This window comes from Sinanaerobacter chloroacetimidivorans (genome assembly GCF_018128545.1).
Classification (GTDB): domain Bacteria; phylum Bacillota; class Clostridia; order Peptostreptococcales; family Anaerovoracaceae; genus Sinanaerobacter; species Sinanaerobacter chloroacetimidivorans.
Map to the genome: position 1 here is coordinate 375,384 of NZ_JAGSND010000002.1, position 15,346 is coordinate 390,729.

The window sequence follows — 15,346 nt, forward strand, 5'->3', positions numbered from 1 at the left end:
TTATTCTATGTTAATCTAAACCAATAAGCTATATATTCATTTTAAGTATTTAAAGAGGCGATAAAATTATGGACTTTATGAAGAAATCCTGGAAAGGCATTTTATTATGTTTTTTCATTGCTGCTCCTTCCTGGTATCTGGGTCAGATCCTTCCGGTTGTAGGCGGTCCCGTTTTTTCTATTTTGATTGGGATGATTGTAACCGGTGCAATCCGCAAGGATGACTCCTTTCGGCCGGGCATCACTTTTACATCAAAGAAAATCCTGCAGTTTGCAGTCGTCCTGCTTGGTTTTGGGATGAATTTCACTGATATTTTATTAAAGGGGAAGCAATCTCTTCCAATTATTATCACAACTATCTCAACTTCACTGATCATCGCATTTATCATTCATAAAGCATTAAAGGTTCCGGAAAAAACATCGACACTGATCGGAGTTGGTTCTTCCATTTGCGGCGGTTCTGCAATTGCTGCTGCCGCACCGATTATCGGTGCAAGCGACGAAGAAATAGCTCAGTCCATTTCAGTTATTTTCCTTTTCAACGTTGCAGCAGCATTGACTTTCCCAACACTAGGCAGTTTGCTCGGTCTTTCCGACACAGGTTTTAGCCTTTTTGCCGGCACAGCGATTAATGACACATCATCCGTAACAGCCGCTGCAGCTGCATGGGACGGAATACACGCAAGCAACACATTAGATGGCGCTGCCATAGTAAAATTGACAAGAACTCTGGCTATCATTCCAATATCCCTTGGACTGGCCTTCCTGCGTACCAGGAGAGAAAAAAATATGGATTCAAAGCTAAGCTTAAAGAAAATTTTTCCGAAATTCATTCTTTATTTTGTACTTGCTTCCATTGTTACGACTCTTTTTCATCCCCCAATCGAAATCATTGGCCCTATAAAAGAATTCAGCAAATTCTGCATCATAATGGCAATGTCTGCCATTGGCCTGAACACAAACATCGTAAAACTGATAAGAACAGGGGGTAAACCAATTATTATGGGATTCTGCTGTTGGGTAGGTATCGCACTGGTAAGCTTGGGAGTCCAGCATATAGCAGGATACTGGTAGAAAAGGCTTGTATTTCTTTGTTTTCAAACTCTCCTGAAATGTAAACAGACTACAAATACTTGAATTGTATCATAGTCTGTTTTTACATTGTCCATTTTTAGAATGACACTACACGCTTTCTATTTGTTGTCATTGTCTGTTGTATATCTGTCAGTTCCTTTATAAATTTCCCTTGTCTGATCAGATGTTAGGTTTTCCTGTGAAGATTGATTCATCTCTTTTATTTGCTTCTTGTCCAATTTCATTTCATCACCCTCCTTTTTCACTATTGTAACCCCGAATCAAACAGATTATTTCTATCAACGTGAATCGTCAGATATGTATCCCATGCATAACCTGATAATCGGGTTATGCATAGGAATACTATATTCTTTCAAGCTCCGAAATAACCTGACGAATTCTTTCTTTTGGGAGGTAATCCTGCGCGTATCGCAAGACTTTTTCTAATGTCATATTTCGAGCCATACCGATCATGGGATGATTGATCAGATTCGGAAATTCTCTGTGAAGAACTGCCTTCGACTTTGGGTTTGACAGGAGCTCTCCTACCGTGATTTTGTAATTTTTTAAATCCACGTATCCACCTCCTTCCATATATCTTATGTTTTTATTTTTTAGATGTTCCTCTTCCAGCACAACTTTCACCTGATTGTCACAAGGATACTACTTACCCTTCACATTTTTATATTACAGTACTGTTATGGGATACGGCACAGACCGAATAAGTCCTGATGCCAAGTCTCAGAAAATTGTGCAGCAAAATTTCAAAAAGGAAAGAAGGGATGAAGAAATATGACGAGAAAAAAAATTGTTCTGGCTGCTATGACTGCGATAACCGTTCTGGTTTCATCCGGTGCCATAGCATTTGCATCTGCAGATACCACAGCCGGAACCGCAAAATCAGGCCGGGGAACGTATCCTACTGATTTTGTAAGCCTGACAGAAACACAAAGAGAAGCAGTACAGCAGGCAAGAATCAGCAGCATGGAGGAAGCCGTTGCGAATCTTGTTAAGGATGATATCCTTACCCAGGAAGAAGCAGACAGCATTCTGGAAATACAGTCAAAATTGTCGGAGCTAAAAGGCAACCCACAGCAGGCTGATCAGGAAGCTTCTCCGAAGTCCTGCAGAAACACTCCAAATGTAACCGAGGAACAAAGAGAAGCCCTGCTGGAAGAGATGCAGTCCAACTACGAAGCTGGTATCAGTGCGTTAGTGGATGAGGGGACCATCACGCAAGAGCAGGCTGATATCGTGCTGGATGCAGACAATGGAATCAAAGACAGTCTCAATCTTACTGACGAACAAAGAGAAGCCGTAAAGCAGGTAAGACGTGACAGCATGAAGCAAGCTCTGGAAACTCTGGTGAAGGATGGTATCCTGATGCAGGAGGAAATTGAAAAAGAACCCGTTCAGAAGGAGGCAGGTGCTTGCCAGAATCTGAGCGATGATCAAAGAACTGCTCTGCAGGAAGAAATGCAATCGCTCTACGAAGCTGCTCTTTCCGAATTGGTGGATGAGGGGACCATCACGCAAGAGCAAGCAGATCAGCTGGTAAAATCCGGGGGAGCCTGGCTCCATAGGGGACCTGGATTGAAAGGAGGCAACAGACAGGGGATTGGGCCTGGAAATGCTTCCGAATCAGATGAGCAAAACATAACTAGCACAACTTTATAGAAGGTTTAACATGAAAAAGGCGCATAACTGCCAATGGCAGCTATGCGCCTCGCTTTGAACAGAAATCTTTCGTTTCTTGATTCGCTCTATCTTTATTCAAGGTTTATACTTCAGACATTCTCTTTCCTTCCTCTTTACATGCACCTGTTTTATCAGTTCGTTGCCGAATACCGTAACTGCAGCAATAAGAACAGATTGAATGATAACGGCAATGAGTACGGAAGGAGAAAAGCCTTCTCCTAAGTAAATGCTGACATAGGCTAAAGTGATCACGAAGCTGATTACCAGTAGAATATACGGGATCATCCATTCTTTTCTAAAGCTCTTATTCAACTTCAGAAAAAGCCCTACACAGTATAAAAATACAATTAAGATAGACAACTCCGGTCGAATAAAGGCAATTACACTCTCCATATTTTTCATTCCTTTCCGATGAAGCAGTTCAAGCCGCCTTTTTAATTTCAAGATCCTATATCTAATATATGCAGCTGGACTTGTCTAAATTTCAATAGATTCAGGCAAATATAGCAAGAGAAGAAAAAATTACGTATATTATCAGTTTTACGTTTATTATGTAAACCATTTGGCGAATATCTCCATCTTTTTTTCAACAGCCCGAAACCGTTAAAATATTAAGGGTACTGTCGTTTTTCCACACCTTTTCAAAAATTGTATACAATTTTATCCACGTGGCAGTGTGGATAACCATAATAAAGAAAAACTGACAAATTTCAATGTTTATTTCTATTTTCAAAAGAATTCCGCCAAAGTTATCCACAGGTTTTTTCTTTTATAAAGAAACCAGCCACAGTTTTCCAGTCATTTAACTTGATCAGGTCATCACAGAAATTTCATAGAAATTTTATGGGATTTCAATATGAAACTTTTAATTAGATCACAATACGGTCTTTACATTTGCCTCTAAAATGAATATAATAGAAACATCGGGGTGTAGCGCAGCTTGGTCAGCGTGCTTGACTGGGGGTCAAGAGGTCGGGAGTTCAAATCTCCCCACTCCGACCAATTAAAAATAACCTGCAATACGTTGTTTCAACGGCTTGCAGGTTTTTTGTTTATTCAGAGCAGAAATTCCGATTTGGTTATTCCGGGCTATTTCATAAAATTTTCGTATAAAAATTTGCAGGAAGTTGTCTTTCAGAATAACAGCGCATAAGCGAATATTAGATAACATACTGCAAATACTAAAACGAGGAGGTGATAAAATGAGTAATTCTTATAATAGAGACAACTTTGAACGGCTTGGTATAGACAAAAAGGATCGTAATATGGATAAAGTCATGGAATATGCCCTAGGTGAACATGAAACCCATGACAAAGAAACCGATACAAAAAAACCCCAAAATAAATAATCGTTGTTGCCCTTGAAGTGACATGTGGAAATAGGAAACGTTGATTCCGTCATTTCCACTTTTTTTATATTTTCTCTTCACTGGAATTCGAGCACGACGGGGTATAGTCCTTTATGGAGCCTTCTGTCATTCTGGACATCCCGTAAAGTTTCTCATTTATCATATCCCAAAAGCAAAAGGGAAGATGGTCTTGATGCCCTCTGTGAATCGTTACACATTCATAGCAATTACCGTGGTGCGGGCACGCTTCTTTGCAAGGGCAGTGATCAATACCACTTTCCTTGACCTGTCTTAAAAACTCGAATCTCATTTGGCGTGCTTCTTGTTTAAATCCCTGTGAATCAAGCTCTTGCTGTTTCTTAGCCATTTCGTTGTTATCTATTTTCATCTATGACCTCCAATAAACACTAATTTAATAACATGGTATCACAGCAAGTTCTTTTCTTCAACAAAAATCCGGGTTCCCCAGTTCTTATAAACATTACGGAAAAGTCATCGTTCGGGAATCAAATACTCAATTCCTTAACAATATCTTGCAGGTAAATCGTTTCGGTTTTATCTTTAAAATGCAAGATAATAAAATCGTCTTCTGAGAATTTCATAACGTTTCCCTTTTCATCCATATACCCTATTCCCCAAGAAAACTGATTCGGATATTTTCCCCTGTCATCTAAAATACTGCTGTAACATTCTCGGAAACTTATTTCGGCAGCAGGACCCGTGATTTTTTTATTGCGGATAATCCACGGGGTAAGCACCCTGCCATCTGTCAATTCAAAATCAATTGTTAAGGTGCCATTTTGATAGGAGTATTCCACGTTCATATCTTTGGAGTCTGCTTTCCAACCAATTTCGAAGAAATAGAAGTAAACGCCTGTTATCAAAATACACACTCCCAGCGTTATCAGCACCGAATAGAAGATCCTTCTGTTCAGTTTTTTAAACGGTTTGATTTTTGCTTTGTCGTACCGTGGATTTTCTGCCTTAACCTCCGCTTTCATTTGCTCCAAACATTCCTTGCATTGAGAGCAGTCTTTAAGATGTTCTTCGATTTCCATGTTGCTTTCAGAACTGGTCAAGTCATCAATATAGCTTGGCAGTAAATCCTTGATAATCTCACATTTCATTCCAATCTTCCTTTCATTATTTTTTGTTTTGCCCGATAAAAAGTGACTCTTGCCCAGTTTTCATTTTTATTGAAAACTTCACCGATTTCTTTAAAAGAAAATGCTCCTGTAATACGCAAGAGAACGACTTCCTTTGCAGTTTCATCTAGAATATGTACTGCTTTAATCAGATGCATTTTTTCTTCTGCCCGGCATAATTTTTCTTCCAGGTTTAATTCATCGGCAGCAATTTTATCATCAAGCGACGACGTTTCTTTGCGTTTTCTATGATCGATTTCCTGATACCATACATGTTTCGCAATTTGACAGAGCCAGGTTGACACTTTGCAGGTGCCGTCATAGCGCTTTGCCGATTTTATTGCACGATAAAAGGTTTCCTGAGTAAGCTCTTCGGCAGTGTTTACGTCATTGCAAAGGCTTATTAAAAATTTGAAAACGATTTTAGCGTAGTCTTTGTAAATAGCATCTATGTCAAGCAAGCAATGTCACCCCCTTCACAACATATATCCGAAAAACCATAATTTCGTTACATGGTAATGATAAAATTATTATATTGAAAATTTATGCAAAAGAAAATGCCGGGTCTCCCCGGCTTCAGATATTTTTTTGTCTATTTATCGGGCGCATTTATGGGTTGCATCTCTTACAGGGTTCATATCCCTGAGTTTCTGCTTCTTCGCCGGTTTGAAAGATTACTTTGTTTTCCTCATTCATTTTCAAAACAGCACTGCAGCTTTCCCGATGATATTTTTTTGTGCTGCTGTTTCCTATATAAGAGGTTTCTTCTTCCCTATCCCCCTCAGCCGATCCCTGTGATAGGCTGTCATATGCCCAGACACCTTTTTTCTCCGCCCTGGCTTCCTCCTGAAGTTCAGTAAAGTCCTCGGTATATTTCACATTCGGCGGATAGGTGGCCAGTTTGGCATGGCCCTCTGTCAGCAAGGTCTTATTAAACATGGTTCCATCCAGATAAACATAGGCCAGAATTCTCCCGTACCGATCTCTTTCCTGAACATCATACTCTACTTCTACCTGCTGGTCTTCAAGCATGTCTGCCGTATACTCGGAAGCAACCTTTCCATATGCCACGTTTTTTTCTCCATCAGGATGAACCGACTCCGGAGTATCCACTCCAATAAGCCGCACTCTTTCTTCCTGACCATCTATATCGATAATGATCGTATCGCCGTCTACGACTCTGACCACATCATAGGGGCCCTGTAATCCATCTTTTTCTTCCGCTGCCACTTGCCCTGCAGATGTTCCACTGCAACCGGATAATAGGATGGTTAATGCAATAGCAGCAGTCAGCCATTTTACCCTGTTTTTCACCCTCTTCAAAATTCTGCCTCCTTTAAATTCCAGCCCTTCCAATTTAAGGGAACTCAGTTCCTTCAGGCTACTATATTTCGTACAAAGATAAACTATACCGTAAAAATCCGGAAATTGCCAAATATATTTTTAAAATATAAAAAAAACATATGATATCTTTACAATCAGGCTCAATTTGCTTATAATAGAAATATCGGGGTGTGGCTCAGTTCGGTAGAGTGTTGCGTTCGGGACGCAAAGGCCGCCGGTTCAAATCCGGCCACTCCGACCAATAAAGAAGCTGAAGAAGTCGTTTAAAGCGACTTCTTTTTATTTTTCCGGCCGCGAAATATTTTGCATTGCAAAACCAATTTCAGAACGGATTTCTAATCTAAATCATATTATATGGTGAAAGTATTAGAATGGAGAACCATAAAATGGTAGATAAAAAACAGGATGAAAGCAATTACATAACCTATGGTCAAATGAATTTAATTAATGATTTTCGAACCCTTTGGGCAGAGCTAACCATCTGGGAAAGATCTTATATCGCCAGCATTGCCGCTCAGTTTGGGAACGATATGGCCGTAAGCGACAGACTGCATCGCATTCCATCCGATTTTAAAAGCAAGCTTGAAACCTTTTATGGAGAAGTGGCTCCGGAACGCTTTGAATTTTTACTGACGAAGCATATCACTTTAATTCAGGAAATGGTAAAAGCCCAGCAAAGAGGCGATATCGAGGCCATGAATACCGCCATTACCGAACTGTATAAAAACTCAGATGAAATCTCAACCTACCTGGCAATGATGAATCCATACTGGAATGCTGCACAATGGAGAATACTGTTGGATCAGTATCTCAGACTAACAATTGATCAAATTGTGGCCTTATTTTCCGGTGATTTTTCCCGTGATATTGAAATCTACGACAGGCTTGCACACCATGCCTTAATACTGGGCGATTATATGGCTGCCGGTGTCATGCAATATTTAATAACAAAGGAAGCACAAAAACGGTCCCCGTATTAAATAGAAATGACACGGTAACTGCTGTCCTGAAGATACTCAGTAAACGGCTCACCCATAAGTTTTACTTCAATCCCCATTTTTTCCAGCTGCTCCGTAAGACCGTATTCGTCAGCGCAACGTTTACAGGAATACACCTTTACACCTGCTTCCATGATCTGTTTCACCATAACCTGAACTTCCGGATTACTGCATAGCAGTTTATTGGAAGGACCCCAGGTAATCAGGTTGCATTCCTTCCACCAATGATTTACATTTGATTTCAGCGTATACATCAGCAGCATATTCAAGGCGATTTCTTCATCCTCTGATGTCCATAAGATCGTCAGTTTATCAATTTTCATAATTGATACCTCCTACTTTTATTTTTTATTATTATACCAGACAGGATAACTTTTGGAAACGAAAGGAAACTCCCATTACTAAAATGAGGTGACTGAATTGGAGAAACAAACGAACAGCCTCGAGCACAGAAGAAACCATATTACTTACGGACATATGAATATGATTCATGATTTTAAAAAGCTATGGACCGAACTGACCATTTGGCAAAGAACTCTCATAGGAAGCATGGCCGCATCCTTTGGTGACAGAGATTTAATTAACCAGCGTCTATATCGTATTACTTCCGAATTCAAAAATAAACTTCAGATGTTTTACGGCAAGGTTTTACCGGAACGACTTGAATTTCTATTAATAAAGCATCTTGTAACCGCAGAAGGGGTGATTACAGCTCTGAAAGATGGAAATCAGGAAGCTGCTGATCAGGGAATTTCAGATTGGTATAAGAATTGCGACGAGATGGCCCGTTATATGTCTCTGATCAACCCTTACTGGAATGAGGCAGAATGGAGAAATCTTCTTCGCCAATATGTCAAAATGACGGTGGAAGAAACCATCGCCCTATTTTCGGGAGCTTATGAAAAAGATATCGAAATATTTGACAGAATGTCCCATCATTCCTCCATACTTGGTGATTATATGGCAAATGGAGTTATCCAGCAAATAACCGAGCGACCGAGACAAAGCTGGCACTTTTTAAGAATAGACCGATAAAAAACCGCTTGCCTATAGAACAGGCTAAGCGGTTATTTTTTATATTTCCTTTAATTGGGCTCCGCATAGAGGGCAATAGTTTACTTCCAACTTAATATTTCTAAGAGTCACTTTCTTATTCGGCCTGTATGCGCATAAAATTGAAGAAATAGATTTTGCATCAAACCCAACATAGACTTCGTTGGGGCTTTTGAACTGACTTTCCAGGCAGCTGCAGGTAAATTGTTTCATCTAACTTGACCTCCCTTTACTATCACTGGATATTATGGTATGAATTTCTTATGATTATTCCCCTTTTATATGATTATTCCCCTTTTAGGAGAATGTCATGATTTTTATTCTTAGGATAAAATGCCGAGTTTGAACTTCCAGCAAAGAATCCTTACTACAGATTCATTAATACGTTCTTCGCGAATCTCACCTCTCGCGATTGCATCCAATACAGATGGTATTTGAATATCAAAGTCAGAAGCGATGATGAGATCATTTCCTGCTTGAATCGCCAGCACTGCGGATACTTCATCCCCAATGTATTGCTTGATAGCATCCATTTTCAGATCGTCAGTCATAATCACACCTTCAAACCCAAGATCTTCTCTTAAAACTTTATGAACTGCCGGTGAAAGGGAAGCAGGCAGCTGTTCATCCATACAAGTGACGATATTATGAGAAACCAATATGCTTCCGGCCCCGGCTTCTATCCCTGCCTGAAAAGGGAGAAAGTCACTGTTGAGAAAAGAATCATAGCTCCTATAATCAATTGCAATTCCCGTGTGTGTATCCGTATTATTTCCATAGCCGGGGAAATGCTTTAAAGTGCACCCGATCTTCTGAGAATTCATCGTTTCCACCACAGTTTTCACATACATTGCCGTTTCCTCCGCATCCTTCCCAAAGGTTCTCAAATAGATATAATCATCGGGATCCAAAGAAACATCGCAGACCGGAGCCAGATTTACGTTAATTCCCAAGCTCGTAAGAAGAGCGGCCTTTTCTTCCGTATCACTGATGATTAAGGGGTAGCCCCCCTCCTGGTACAATGCCTGCGGAGAATAAAAAGGTACTTTCCTGAATTGAGGATAATTGCTCAATCGGTTTACCTTTCCGCCCTCTTCGTCAATTCCGATCAACATTTTTATTTTGGCTGCATCCTGATAGCTTTTTATGGTGGATTTCAAGGTCTCTTTTGATTCGTCACGGACATTCTTGTCAAAAAGGATATAGCCCCCGAGATCATATTGCTCTACATCTGAAACAGCAGTATCCTTTCTGCATCTGACAAAGAACATCTGCCCGACCTTTTCTTTCAAGGTCATCTCTTCCAGCATCATCGCAGCTCGTTCCTCATAAGAGAGGGGCTGTTCAACAGGGGCATTTTCTGAATTGCTGCTGCCGCACCCCCATAAGACGGCCAGCAATATTAGGATCAGGACTGTAGAGAAATTTTTTTTCATGGCAATCTCTCCTATCGAAAGCGTTCATTTATGCTTTTTACCCTATTTTTTTCAGATGACTTGTCAATAATACTATTATTACTAATATTATTGACAAGTCGCCTCAAAATATAGTAACATATTGGATGTTAAGAGGGAGTAGTTATTTTTGTAAAGTCAACATACTGGAGAGGGCTGACCGAACCTGGCTTTGCAACCGTGAACCGGCAACGAGACTTTTAGCATAATCCGTTATTTGGGGTTATGTTGAAGGTTTTTTTTATTGGCCTCTTCATGACCCAATCAGTAAAATGAAAGGTTGGAAAAACATGTATTCAACTCTAATCGCATTTCTTTTTTCCGTAGGAGCCGTAACACTTGCTGAAATGGGGGACAAAACCCAGCTGCTGGCAATGGCTTTTGCCGCGAAATATAAAGCTTCAAAAGTTCTTTTAGGAGTATTTCTCGCGACCGTGCTCAATCACGCAATGGCAGTGGCCTTAGGAAACTTTATCACCAGATTTGAGTCCCTTGAAATCTGGATCCAAAGCATTGCGGCATTATCTTTTATTTTCTTCGGTCTTTGGACAATCCGCGGCGATAAGCTGGAAGGAGAAGAAAACAGACAGACCCGGTTTGGTGCTGTTATGACGGTTGCCATCGCCTTTTTTATTGCGGAGCTCGGGGACAAGACACAGCTTGCCACCATCGCTCTTGCAGCCAAATTCCCCGCTGAACCCATTGGTATTCTGATGGGTACCACCACTGGCATGCTAATTGCTGATTCCATAGGGATCGTTGCTGGTGTGGTAATGTGCAGGAAAATTCCCGAAAAGACAATAAAGCTGGTCTCGGCAGGGGTCTTTATCTTATTTGGATTTATCGGTTTTTATCAGGTTGCTGTCAATGATTTAAAGCTTAATTTTTCAATTACGGCAGGTGTATTGCTGTTTTTACTGCTTCTGACCGCCTTAACCGCCTTCTATTTTCTAAAGAGAAATGTCTGTCCAAAGGAAGAACGGTAAAATTTGGTAAAAAAATACCCTTTTCCCAAGGGTATTTTTTATCTCATGTATTCTATTTGCTTTTCTTGGTTATAAAGAAGATTCCCAATCCGATCAATAAGGCTGCCAGGAAAATTTCTTCGGGGATCCATGGAATAAAATTTTTCAGAAGTACGATTCCGCCTAAAATAATCAGAATGATTCCCAACGCAGGCATCCCGCTGCTATGTCTTGCCGGTTCAGTTTCTTCCGAATTGTAATAGGTGTCGCCAGAAGACCGATTGCTGTTTTTTTCGGGAATGATAATAGCCGCAATAATGTAGGCAATCAGGCCTGCTCCGGCCATAAGCGTGAATACTACCCAGATCAGACGAATAATAACGGAATCCACACCAAAATACTCACCGATCCCGCCGCATACTCCTGCAAATACCTTATCATTAGATGATTTGTACAGTTTTCTTTCCATATCTTTCATTCCTATCTTTTATCATACATTCAACAGAAGAAAATTCTGTCGTTATAAATTCTTTTATTTACATTGAATATAATATTACCATATTTTTCTCTGTTAATCTATACACAAAAACTCTTTCCACAACGGCAAATCCCGTTGACCTTGCGTATAACCCAGATGATAGCTTTCCGACAGCTTGTTAAAATTAAGCTCACGATTGGAGACCGGCATTGTTTCAGGATATACGAGGAAGGCTTTTCCTTCGCTTTCCAGTTGTTTCAATTCCTCAAGGGTCTCATTGTAAACAATATGGCGTCTCATCATCGCTTCGACCACAGCAGGATGCTTACGATAATAAGCTTTCAGAGCGCCCTTAAATTTTACAGGGTTCTTTCGGTATCCCCTTTCACGACTAAGTACTACGAAGAACTTCTCCATACCGTCTCTTTTTGCAATATCCAAAGCGATTCCTCCGCCCAGGCCGCCGTCTATATAATAATGTTCTCCGTAATAGGTGGGCGGCATAAAAATAGGCATGGATGATGACGAACGCACAATTTTCATCAAGTCCTGAATGTTATGTATGTCCTCTTTTGTATAATATATAATTTCTCCGCTGTCTCGTTCAAAAGTACCGATTCTCAGCCGAGCCGGATTTGCCACGAACGTATCGTAATCAAAGGGCAGCGAAGCTTCCGGATAGGGCGTTTCTTCATAAATATATTTTGAACGGAAAAAACCTTCCCCTTTTATAAAGGATCTCCATCCGCCGAAATTCGGATCCAAAACCAAATCTACAAAGGAGCGTTTTGAACGCTGCACATCTCTGGACAGATAATTTACACTATGGCTTGAGCCTGCAGAAATTCCCGCAACATAGTCAAAATATATTTTATTTTCCAACAGGATATTCAAAAAACCTGCCGTATAGCTGGCTCTCATTCCACCCCCTTCAAAAATAAGGGCAATGTCTTTGATATTGTTCGTAATCATCATGAAACTATATCTCCTCTTCATTCGTTAAAAAACCACCCAGAAAACTGAGTGGCTTTATCTTGCTTCAATCACTAGACCGTAGCATTTGCACTCATTTCCTTTACCAATTGATTGGTATTGCTGAATGAAAATGAGCACCACCGATGGTTTCTTCGGTCTTGTTTTTCCTGCTCTGCCATGGATGGTAAACCAATGGCTTCGTTTTCTTCATCCGATTCTGTTATCGGAGTCATTGAGATAGACAAAAAGCATGCCAACAAAGATAAATAGGGGTTTGCAAGCATAAATAGAAGTATGCCTCTATTCTCTTTACTGTGAGTTGATTTAAAAATATTGCCGATCACTACCATCAGCCACCACAGTGGCGCTTCAAGGGCTCTGTTTTTAAATTCTACCGTAACCGTCAGCAGGCTGGCTTTGCAGTATAGTCCCAATGAAATTGCCAAATACAAGCAAAGGAGCATTGCTACAACCATTTCATAAACCTCCCATTTATAAATATCTTATTAACTTGCCTTTCTTCTTTTACCGCAGCTCTTATTCTCTTTTTTCCCATGTATTGAGGATTCAATTGCATTAAATGCTAAACTATCATTTTTCCCCGGTACAAAAATTGCTAGAACAATCACTTCCAGGAGATTAAAAAACAAGATATAACAAATCCATGCTTTTTTAATTGCCAGTCCGCTGAAAATCAAAGCGTTTTTACTGACTGTAAAGTAATAGTCATTATCAATGAGTAATCCCGAAAATCCTGCCAGACAGATCATAAAGATTATAAAGTTGATAATCTTTATAATTCGATCAAAATAAATAATAATTTTGTTTTGCAGTTTGATTAGTACATCGCTGCTGTCTATAAACATCGGGGCTATATATAGTGCCAATGTAGAAAAAGAGAAGGAAGTATTTGTTATAATCAAATAGAAGAACCCAATGACTAAAATGACCAGTTTTTTAATGTATAATTGTCTCTGACTGATTTCTTCTACTATACATTTATTATATATACAGTATCTTCTTTTATGTGCCATTTTTATCACAACTTTCAAATTTTTTTAGATAAACCAGGATGATCAAAATGCTAATTCTCAAGCTATAACGAATATGGACTTATATTATCTTACCTGAAATACGTCTTTAAGTAAATATTACCTTCTATTGTTATTTTGACATAATAAATGAAAAAATACATCTTTTCATCATAGTGAACCATCCCCCCTCATATTCTAAAGAGCCCTTATCGTTGTAGTTTCCATCTAAAAAGAAAATACTCTCAAAAATCGATTTTGAATATAGCGAAAGGACGAAATGTGGTCTTGCGAGGACAAAATGTTATTTATTTTATAATCAATATAATTCGAATCAGCCTGACCACAGATATATTTGATTTAGAGTTTAAAAAAAGTGGAAATGACGGGATCAACGTTTCCTAAACGGAACTCCTCCTCAAGAAAGAAATAAAAATAATTTATTTTATGCTGTTTCCGAATCACACTTTTATTTCTTCATCATAATATATAACATGTTGCGAATCCTTTAACACTTAATTAAATCTTTTCAAAATACTATATTTTATAAATCAAATCATATTGATTTTTCAAACGCCCACAGCAATGTGGGCGCTTTTTTTAGTGTGTATTATTATTATTGAACGCCGTCTTTATAAATGGAAATGGCTCCATCCGTTCCAACATGCAAATAAGAAGGGATACAATCGGCTGTTCCAAACCAGGTTCCTTTTGCTCCTACTGTAGGTTTCCATTCACTGTATAACACGTGATCTGTAAAATCATAATATTGATCGGAATTTAGTATAGAGACTTTTACATTTTCAATTTTAGAATTCTCTGTTCGTGATTCACAATTGGTTCCATCGAATGATTTCGTCATGCCCATTGCCGTAACCGTCTTTACAGAAGCGTTGGTGAAGTCGGTAACCGCTGAAGCTTTGCGAATAATCTCTCTGCCGTCCAATTCGATCACTAAATCCACTTGTTTTTCAGAAATTGCTTCACTATAAAATTTAAGATGATGCACAGATCCTTGTTCCAGTACAATATGGTCGCCCCAGCGCCAGTCATTGCCTTGTCGCATAAATACCGTCCATTTGTTGTAGTCCGGATGATTGGAGTCTACAATAAATTGAAACCCGCCTTCCACATTTCCCACATCATTTTTCCAGTCAAAGCCAAAGTAAAGATACGGACAATCCCCTTTCTCAACGAACGGAACCAAAGGAAGAGTAATGTCCCCTTCTATTCCGTCAAACCCTGCAAAGTGAAGTTGTTTGCGCGAGAATATCCCCGTGGTTCCTCCATTGATAAGAAACGGCGTCAGTTCTACTCCAATGTTCGAGGAAGCGCCTGCTGTTACTGAAACAGTACTCGTCTTTGGATCCCAGTTAACATTATAGCCGTAAGCCTCCATAACGGCCCGGAGCGGTAAATACGTATGCCCGTTTTTCAGGACAGCGGCAGTATCGACCAGAACCGTTTTTTGATTAATACGAATCTCCCTGCTGCCTACGGGTATTTCAATTTCGATGCCTCCCTTATGTGATTTCACAGTCTGCGTTTCTTGATTCCAGTCGACAGAGCAGCCTATTGAAGTAAAACACTCCCGCAGGGGCATCATCGCACTTCCGGTATCCGTTATATAAGGAAATCCTGTAGATTCATTGAATGCTACCGTTTTACCGTCAACTGTAAATATCGGTTCCTTTTCAGCAGCATCACTGAAGGCGGCTGAAGCAAGGAAAAGTATACTGATTAAGGGGATGAGAAATAATTTTTTCATAATGGTTCCTCCCGG

21 protein-coding genes and 2 tRNA genes are annotated in these 15,346 nt (G+C 39.7%); 8 read left to right on the forward strand and 15 right to left on the reverse strand.

Features of this window, described 5'->3' with window-relative positions; genetic code table 11:
- Nucleotides 1-68: 68 nt before the first annotated feature.
- Nucleotides 69-1,073: a YeiH family protein gene (locus tag KCX82_RS04850; RefSeq protein WP_227017312.1), complete on the forward strand. Its 1,005-nt coding sequence runs from the start codon at nucleotides 69-71 to the stop codon at nucleotides 1,071-1,073.
- A 119-nt stretch (nucleotides 1,074-1,192) separates the two neighbouring features.
- Here the strand turns inward: KCX82_RS04850 and KCX82_RS22920 are convergent, their stop codons facing one another.
- Complete coding sequence (locus KCX82_RS22920; RefSeq protein WP_264373188.1) at nucleotides 1,193-1,318, reverse strand: hypothetical protein; 126 nt, start codon at nucleotides 1,316-1,318, stop codon at nucleotides 1,193-1,195.
- A gap of 118 nt (nucleotides 1,319-1,436) precedes the next feature.
- The gene (locus tag KCX82_RS04855) at nucleotides 1,437-1,649 is read right to left on the reverse strand and encodes a hypothetical protein (RefSeq protein WP_227017313.1); all 213 of its coding nucleotides are present in this window, start codon (nucleotides 1,647-1,649) and stop codon (nucleotides 1,437-1,439) included.
- Nucleotides 1,650-1,865: 216 nt separating this feature from the next.
- On the opposite strand from KCX82_RS04855, the gene KCX82_RS04860 reads away from it, so the two are divergent.
- The gene (locus KCX82_RS04860) at nucleotides 1,866-2,750 is read left to right on the forward strand and encodes a hypothetical protein (protein WP_227017314.1); all 885 of its coding nucleotides are present in this window, start codon (nucleotides 1,866-1,868) and stop codon (nucleotides 2,748-2,750) included.
- 96 nt (nucleotides 2,751-2,846) lie between these two features.
- Here KCX82_RS04860 and KCX82_RS04865 read toward each other — a convergent pair whose 3' ends face one another.
- Entirely contained in the window at nucleotides 2,847-3,164 is a 318-nt protein-coding gene (locus tag KCX82_RS04865; protein ID WP_227017315.1) for a phage holin family protein, read from the reverse strand.
- Between the two features lie 531 nt (nucleotides 3,165-3,695).
- On the opposite strand from KCX82_RS04865, the gene KCX82_RS04870 reads away from it, so the two are divergent.
- Both KCX82_RS04870 and KCX82_RS04875 read left to right on the forward strand, forming a co-directional pair.
- Nucleotides 3,696-3,773 (forward strand) — tRNA-Pro (locus KCX82_RS04870).
- 200 nt (nucleotides 3,774-3,973) lie between these two features.
- Entirely contained in the window at nucleotides 3,974-4,120 is a 147-nt protein-coding gene (locus KCX82_RS04875; RefSeq protein ID WP_227017316.1) for a hypothetical protein, read from the forward strand.
- A gap of 64 nt (nucleotides 4,121-4,184) precedes the next feature.
- On the opposite strand, the gene KCX82_RS04880 is transcribed toward KCX82_RS04875, so the two are convergent.
- The 4 genes from KCX82_RS04880 to KCX82_RS04895 all read right to left on the reverse strand — a co-directional run bounded on the left by KCX82_RS04880 (nucleotide 4,185) and on the right by KCX82_RS04895 (nucleotide 6,579).
- Nucleotides 4,185-4,508 carry an LPS biosynthesis protein gene (locus KCX82_RS04880; RefSeq protein WP_227017317.1) on the reverse strand — a complete coding sequence of 108 codons (324 nt, stop codon included), beginning with the start codon at nucleotides 4,506-4,508 and terminating at the stop codon, nucleotides 4,185-4,187.
- Between the two features lie 118 nt (nucleotides 4,509-4,626).
- The gene (locus KCX82_RS04885; protein WP_227017318.1) at nucleotides 4,627-5,247 is read right to left on the reverse strand and encodes a zf-HC2 domain-containing protein; all 621 of its coding nucleotides are present in this window, start codon (nucleotides 5,245-5,247) and stop codon (nucleotides 4,627-4,629) included.
- Complete coding sequence (locus KCX82_RS04890) at nucleotides 5,244-5,726, reverse strand: RNA polymerase sigma factor (protein WP_227017319.1); 483 nt, start codon at nucleotides 5,724-5,726, stop codon at nucleotides 5,244-5,246. The genes KCX82_RS04885 and KCX82_RS04890 overlap by 4 nt, the downstream gene beginning before the upstream one ends.
- 148 nt (nucleotides 5,727-5,874) lie before the next feature.
- Nucleotides 5,875-6,579: a thermonuclease family protein gene (locus tag KCX82_RS04895; protein ID WP_227017428.1), complete on the reverse strand. Its 705-nt coding sequence runs from the start codon at nucleotides 6,577-6,579 to the stop codon at nucleotides 5,875-5,877.
- Nucleotides 6,580-6,773: 194 nt separating this feature from the next.
- Between KCX82_RS04895 and KCX82_RS04900 the strand changes: the two genes are divergently transcribed.
- Both KCX82_RS04900 and KCX82_RS04905 read left to right on the forward strand, forming a co-directional pair.
- Nucleotides 6,774-6,850 (forward strand) — tRNA-Pro (locus tag KCX82_RS04900).
- Nucleotides 6,851-6,995: 145 nt separating this feature from the next.
- On the forward strand, nucleotides 6,996-7,589 hold the full coding sequence (locus KCX82_RS04905) for a hypothetical protein (RefSeq protein ID WP_227017320.1): 594 nt from the start codon (nucleotides 6,996-6,998) through the stop codon (nucleotides 7,587-7,589).
- Here KCX82_RS04905 and KCX82_RS04910 read toward each other — a convergent pair.
- Nucleotides 7,586-7,930, reverse strand: a complete 345-nt coding sequence (locus KCX82_RS04910) for a DsrE family protein (RefSeq protein WP_227017321.1) — start codon at nucleotides 7,928-7,930, stop codon at nucleotides 7,586-7,588. The two genes, KCX82_RS04905 and KCX82_RS04910, sit on opposite strands and share 4 nt — an antisense overlap.
- Nucleotides 7,931-8,027: 97 nt before the next feature.
- Between KCX82_RS04910 and KCX82_RS04915 the strand changes: the two genes are divergently transcribed.
- Nucleotides 8,028-8,642 carry a hypothetical protein gene (locus KCX82_RS04915; RefSeq protein ID WP_227017322.1) on the forward strand — a complete coding sequence of 205 codons (615 nt, stop codon included), beginning with the start codon at nucleotides 8,028-8,030 and terminating at the stop codon, nucleotides 8,640-8,642.
- 39 nt (nucleotides 8,643-8,681) lie between these two features.
- Here the strand turns inward: KCX82_RS04915 and KCX82_RS04920 are convergent, their stop codons facing one another.
- Nucleotides 8,682-8,873 (reverse strand): hypothetical protein, encoded by a 192-nt coding sequence (locus tag KCX82_RS04920; protein WP_227017323.1) that lies wholly within the window; start codon nucleotides 8,871-8,873, stop codon nucleotides 8,682-8,684.
- A gap of 110 nt (nucleotides 8,874-8,983) precedes the next feature.
- Nucleotides 8,984-10,096, reverse strand: a complete 1,113-nt coding sequence (locus KCX82_RS04925; RefSeq protein WP_227017324.1) for a glycoside hydrolase family 3 protein — start codon at nucleotides 10,094-10,096, stop codon at nucleotides 8,984-8,986.
- Between the two features lie 308 nt (nucleotides 10,097-10,404).
- Here KCX82_RS04925 and KCX82_RS04930 point away from each other — a divergent pair, with 308 nt between their 5' ends.
- Nucleotides 10,405-11,100 (forward strand): TMEM165/GDT1 family protein, encoded by a 696-nt coding sequence (locus KCX82_RS04930; protein WP_227017325.1) that lies wholly within the window; start codon nucleotides 10,405-10,407, stop codon nucleotides 11,098-11,100.
- Between the two features lie 52 nt (nucleotides 11,101-11,152).
- On the opposite strand, the gene KCX82_RS04935 is transcribed toward KCX82_RS04930, so the two are convergent.
- The 5 genes from KCX82_RS04935 to KCX82_RS04955 all read right to left on the reverse strand — a co-directional run bounded on the left by KCX82_RS04935 (nucleotide 11,153) and on the right by KCX82_RS04955 (nucleotide 15,331).
- Nucleotides 11,153-11,548: a PspC domain-containing protein gene (locus KCX82_RS04935; protein WP_227017326.1), complete on the reverse strand. Its 396-nt coding sequence runs from the start codon at nucleotides 11,546-11,548 to the stop codon at nucleotides 11,153-11,155.
- Nucleotides 11,549-11,650: 102 nt separating this feature from the next.
- Nucleotides 11,651-12,532: a patatin-like phospholipase family protein gene (locus KCX82_RS04940; RefSeq protein WP_227017327.1), complete on the reverse strand. Its 882-nt coding sequence runs from the start codon at nucleotides 12,530-12,532 to the stop codon at nucleotides 11,651-11,653.
- A gap of 71 nt (nucleotides 12,533-12,603) precedes the next feature.
- Nucleotides 12,604-13,008: a hypothetical protein gene (locus KCX82_RS04945; RefSeq protein ID WP_227017328.1), complete on the reverse strand. Its 405-nt coding sequence runs from the start codon at nucleotides 13,006-13,008 to the stop codon at nucleotides 12,604-12,606.
- 30 nt (nucleotides 13,009-13,038) lie between these two features.
- On the reverse strand, nucleotides 13,039-13,566 hold the full coding sequence (locus KCX82_RS04950; protein WP_227017329.1) for a hypothetical protein: 528 nt from the start codon (nucleotides 13,564-13,566) through the stop codon (nucleotides 13,039-13,041).
- A 613-nt stretch (nucleotides 13,567-14,179) separates the two neighbouring features.
- Nucleotides 14,180-15,331, reverse strand: a complete 1,152-nt coding sequence (locus KCX82_RS04955; RefSeq protein WP_227017330.1) for a copper amine oxidase N-terminal domain-containing protein — start codon at nucleotides 15,329-15,331, stop codon at nucleotides 14,180-14,182.
- Nucleotides 15,332-15,346 lie beyond the last annotated feature (15 nt).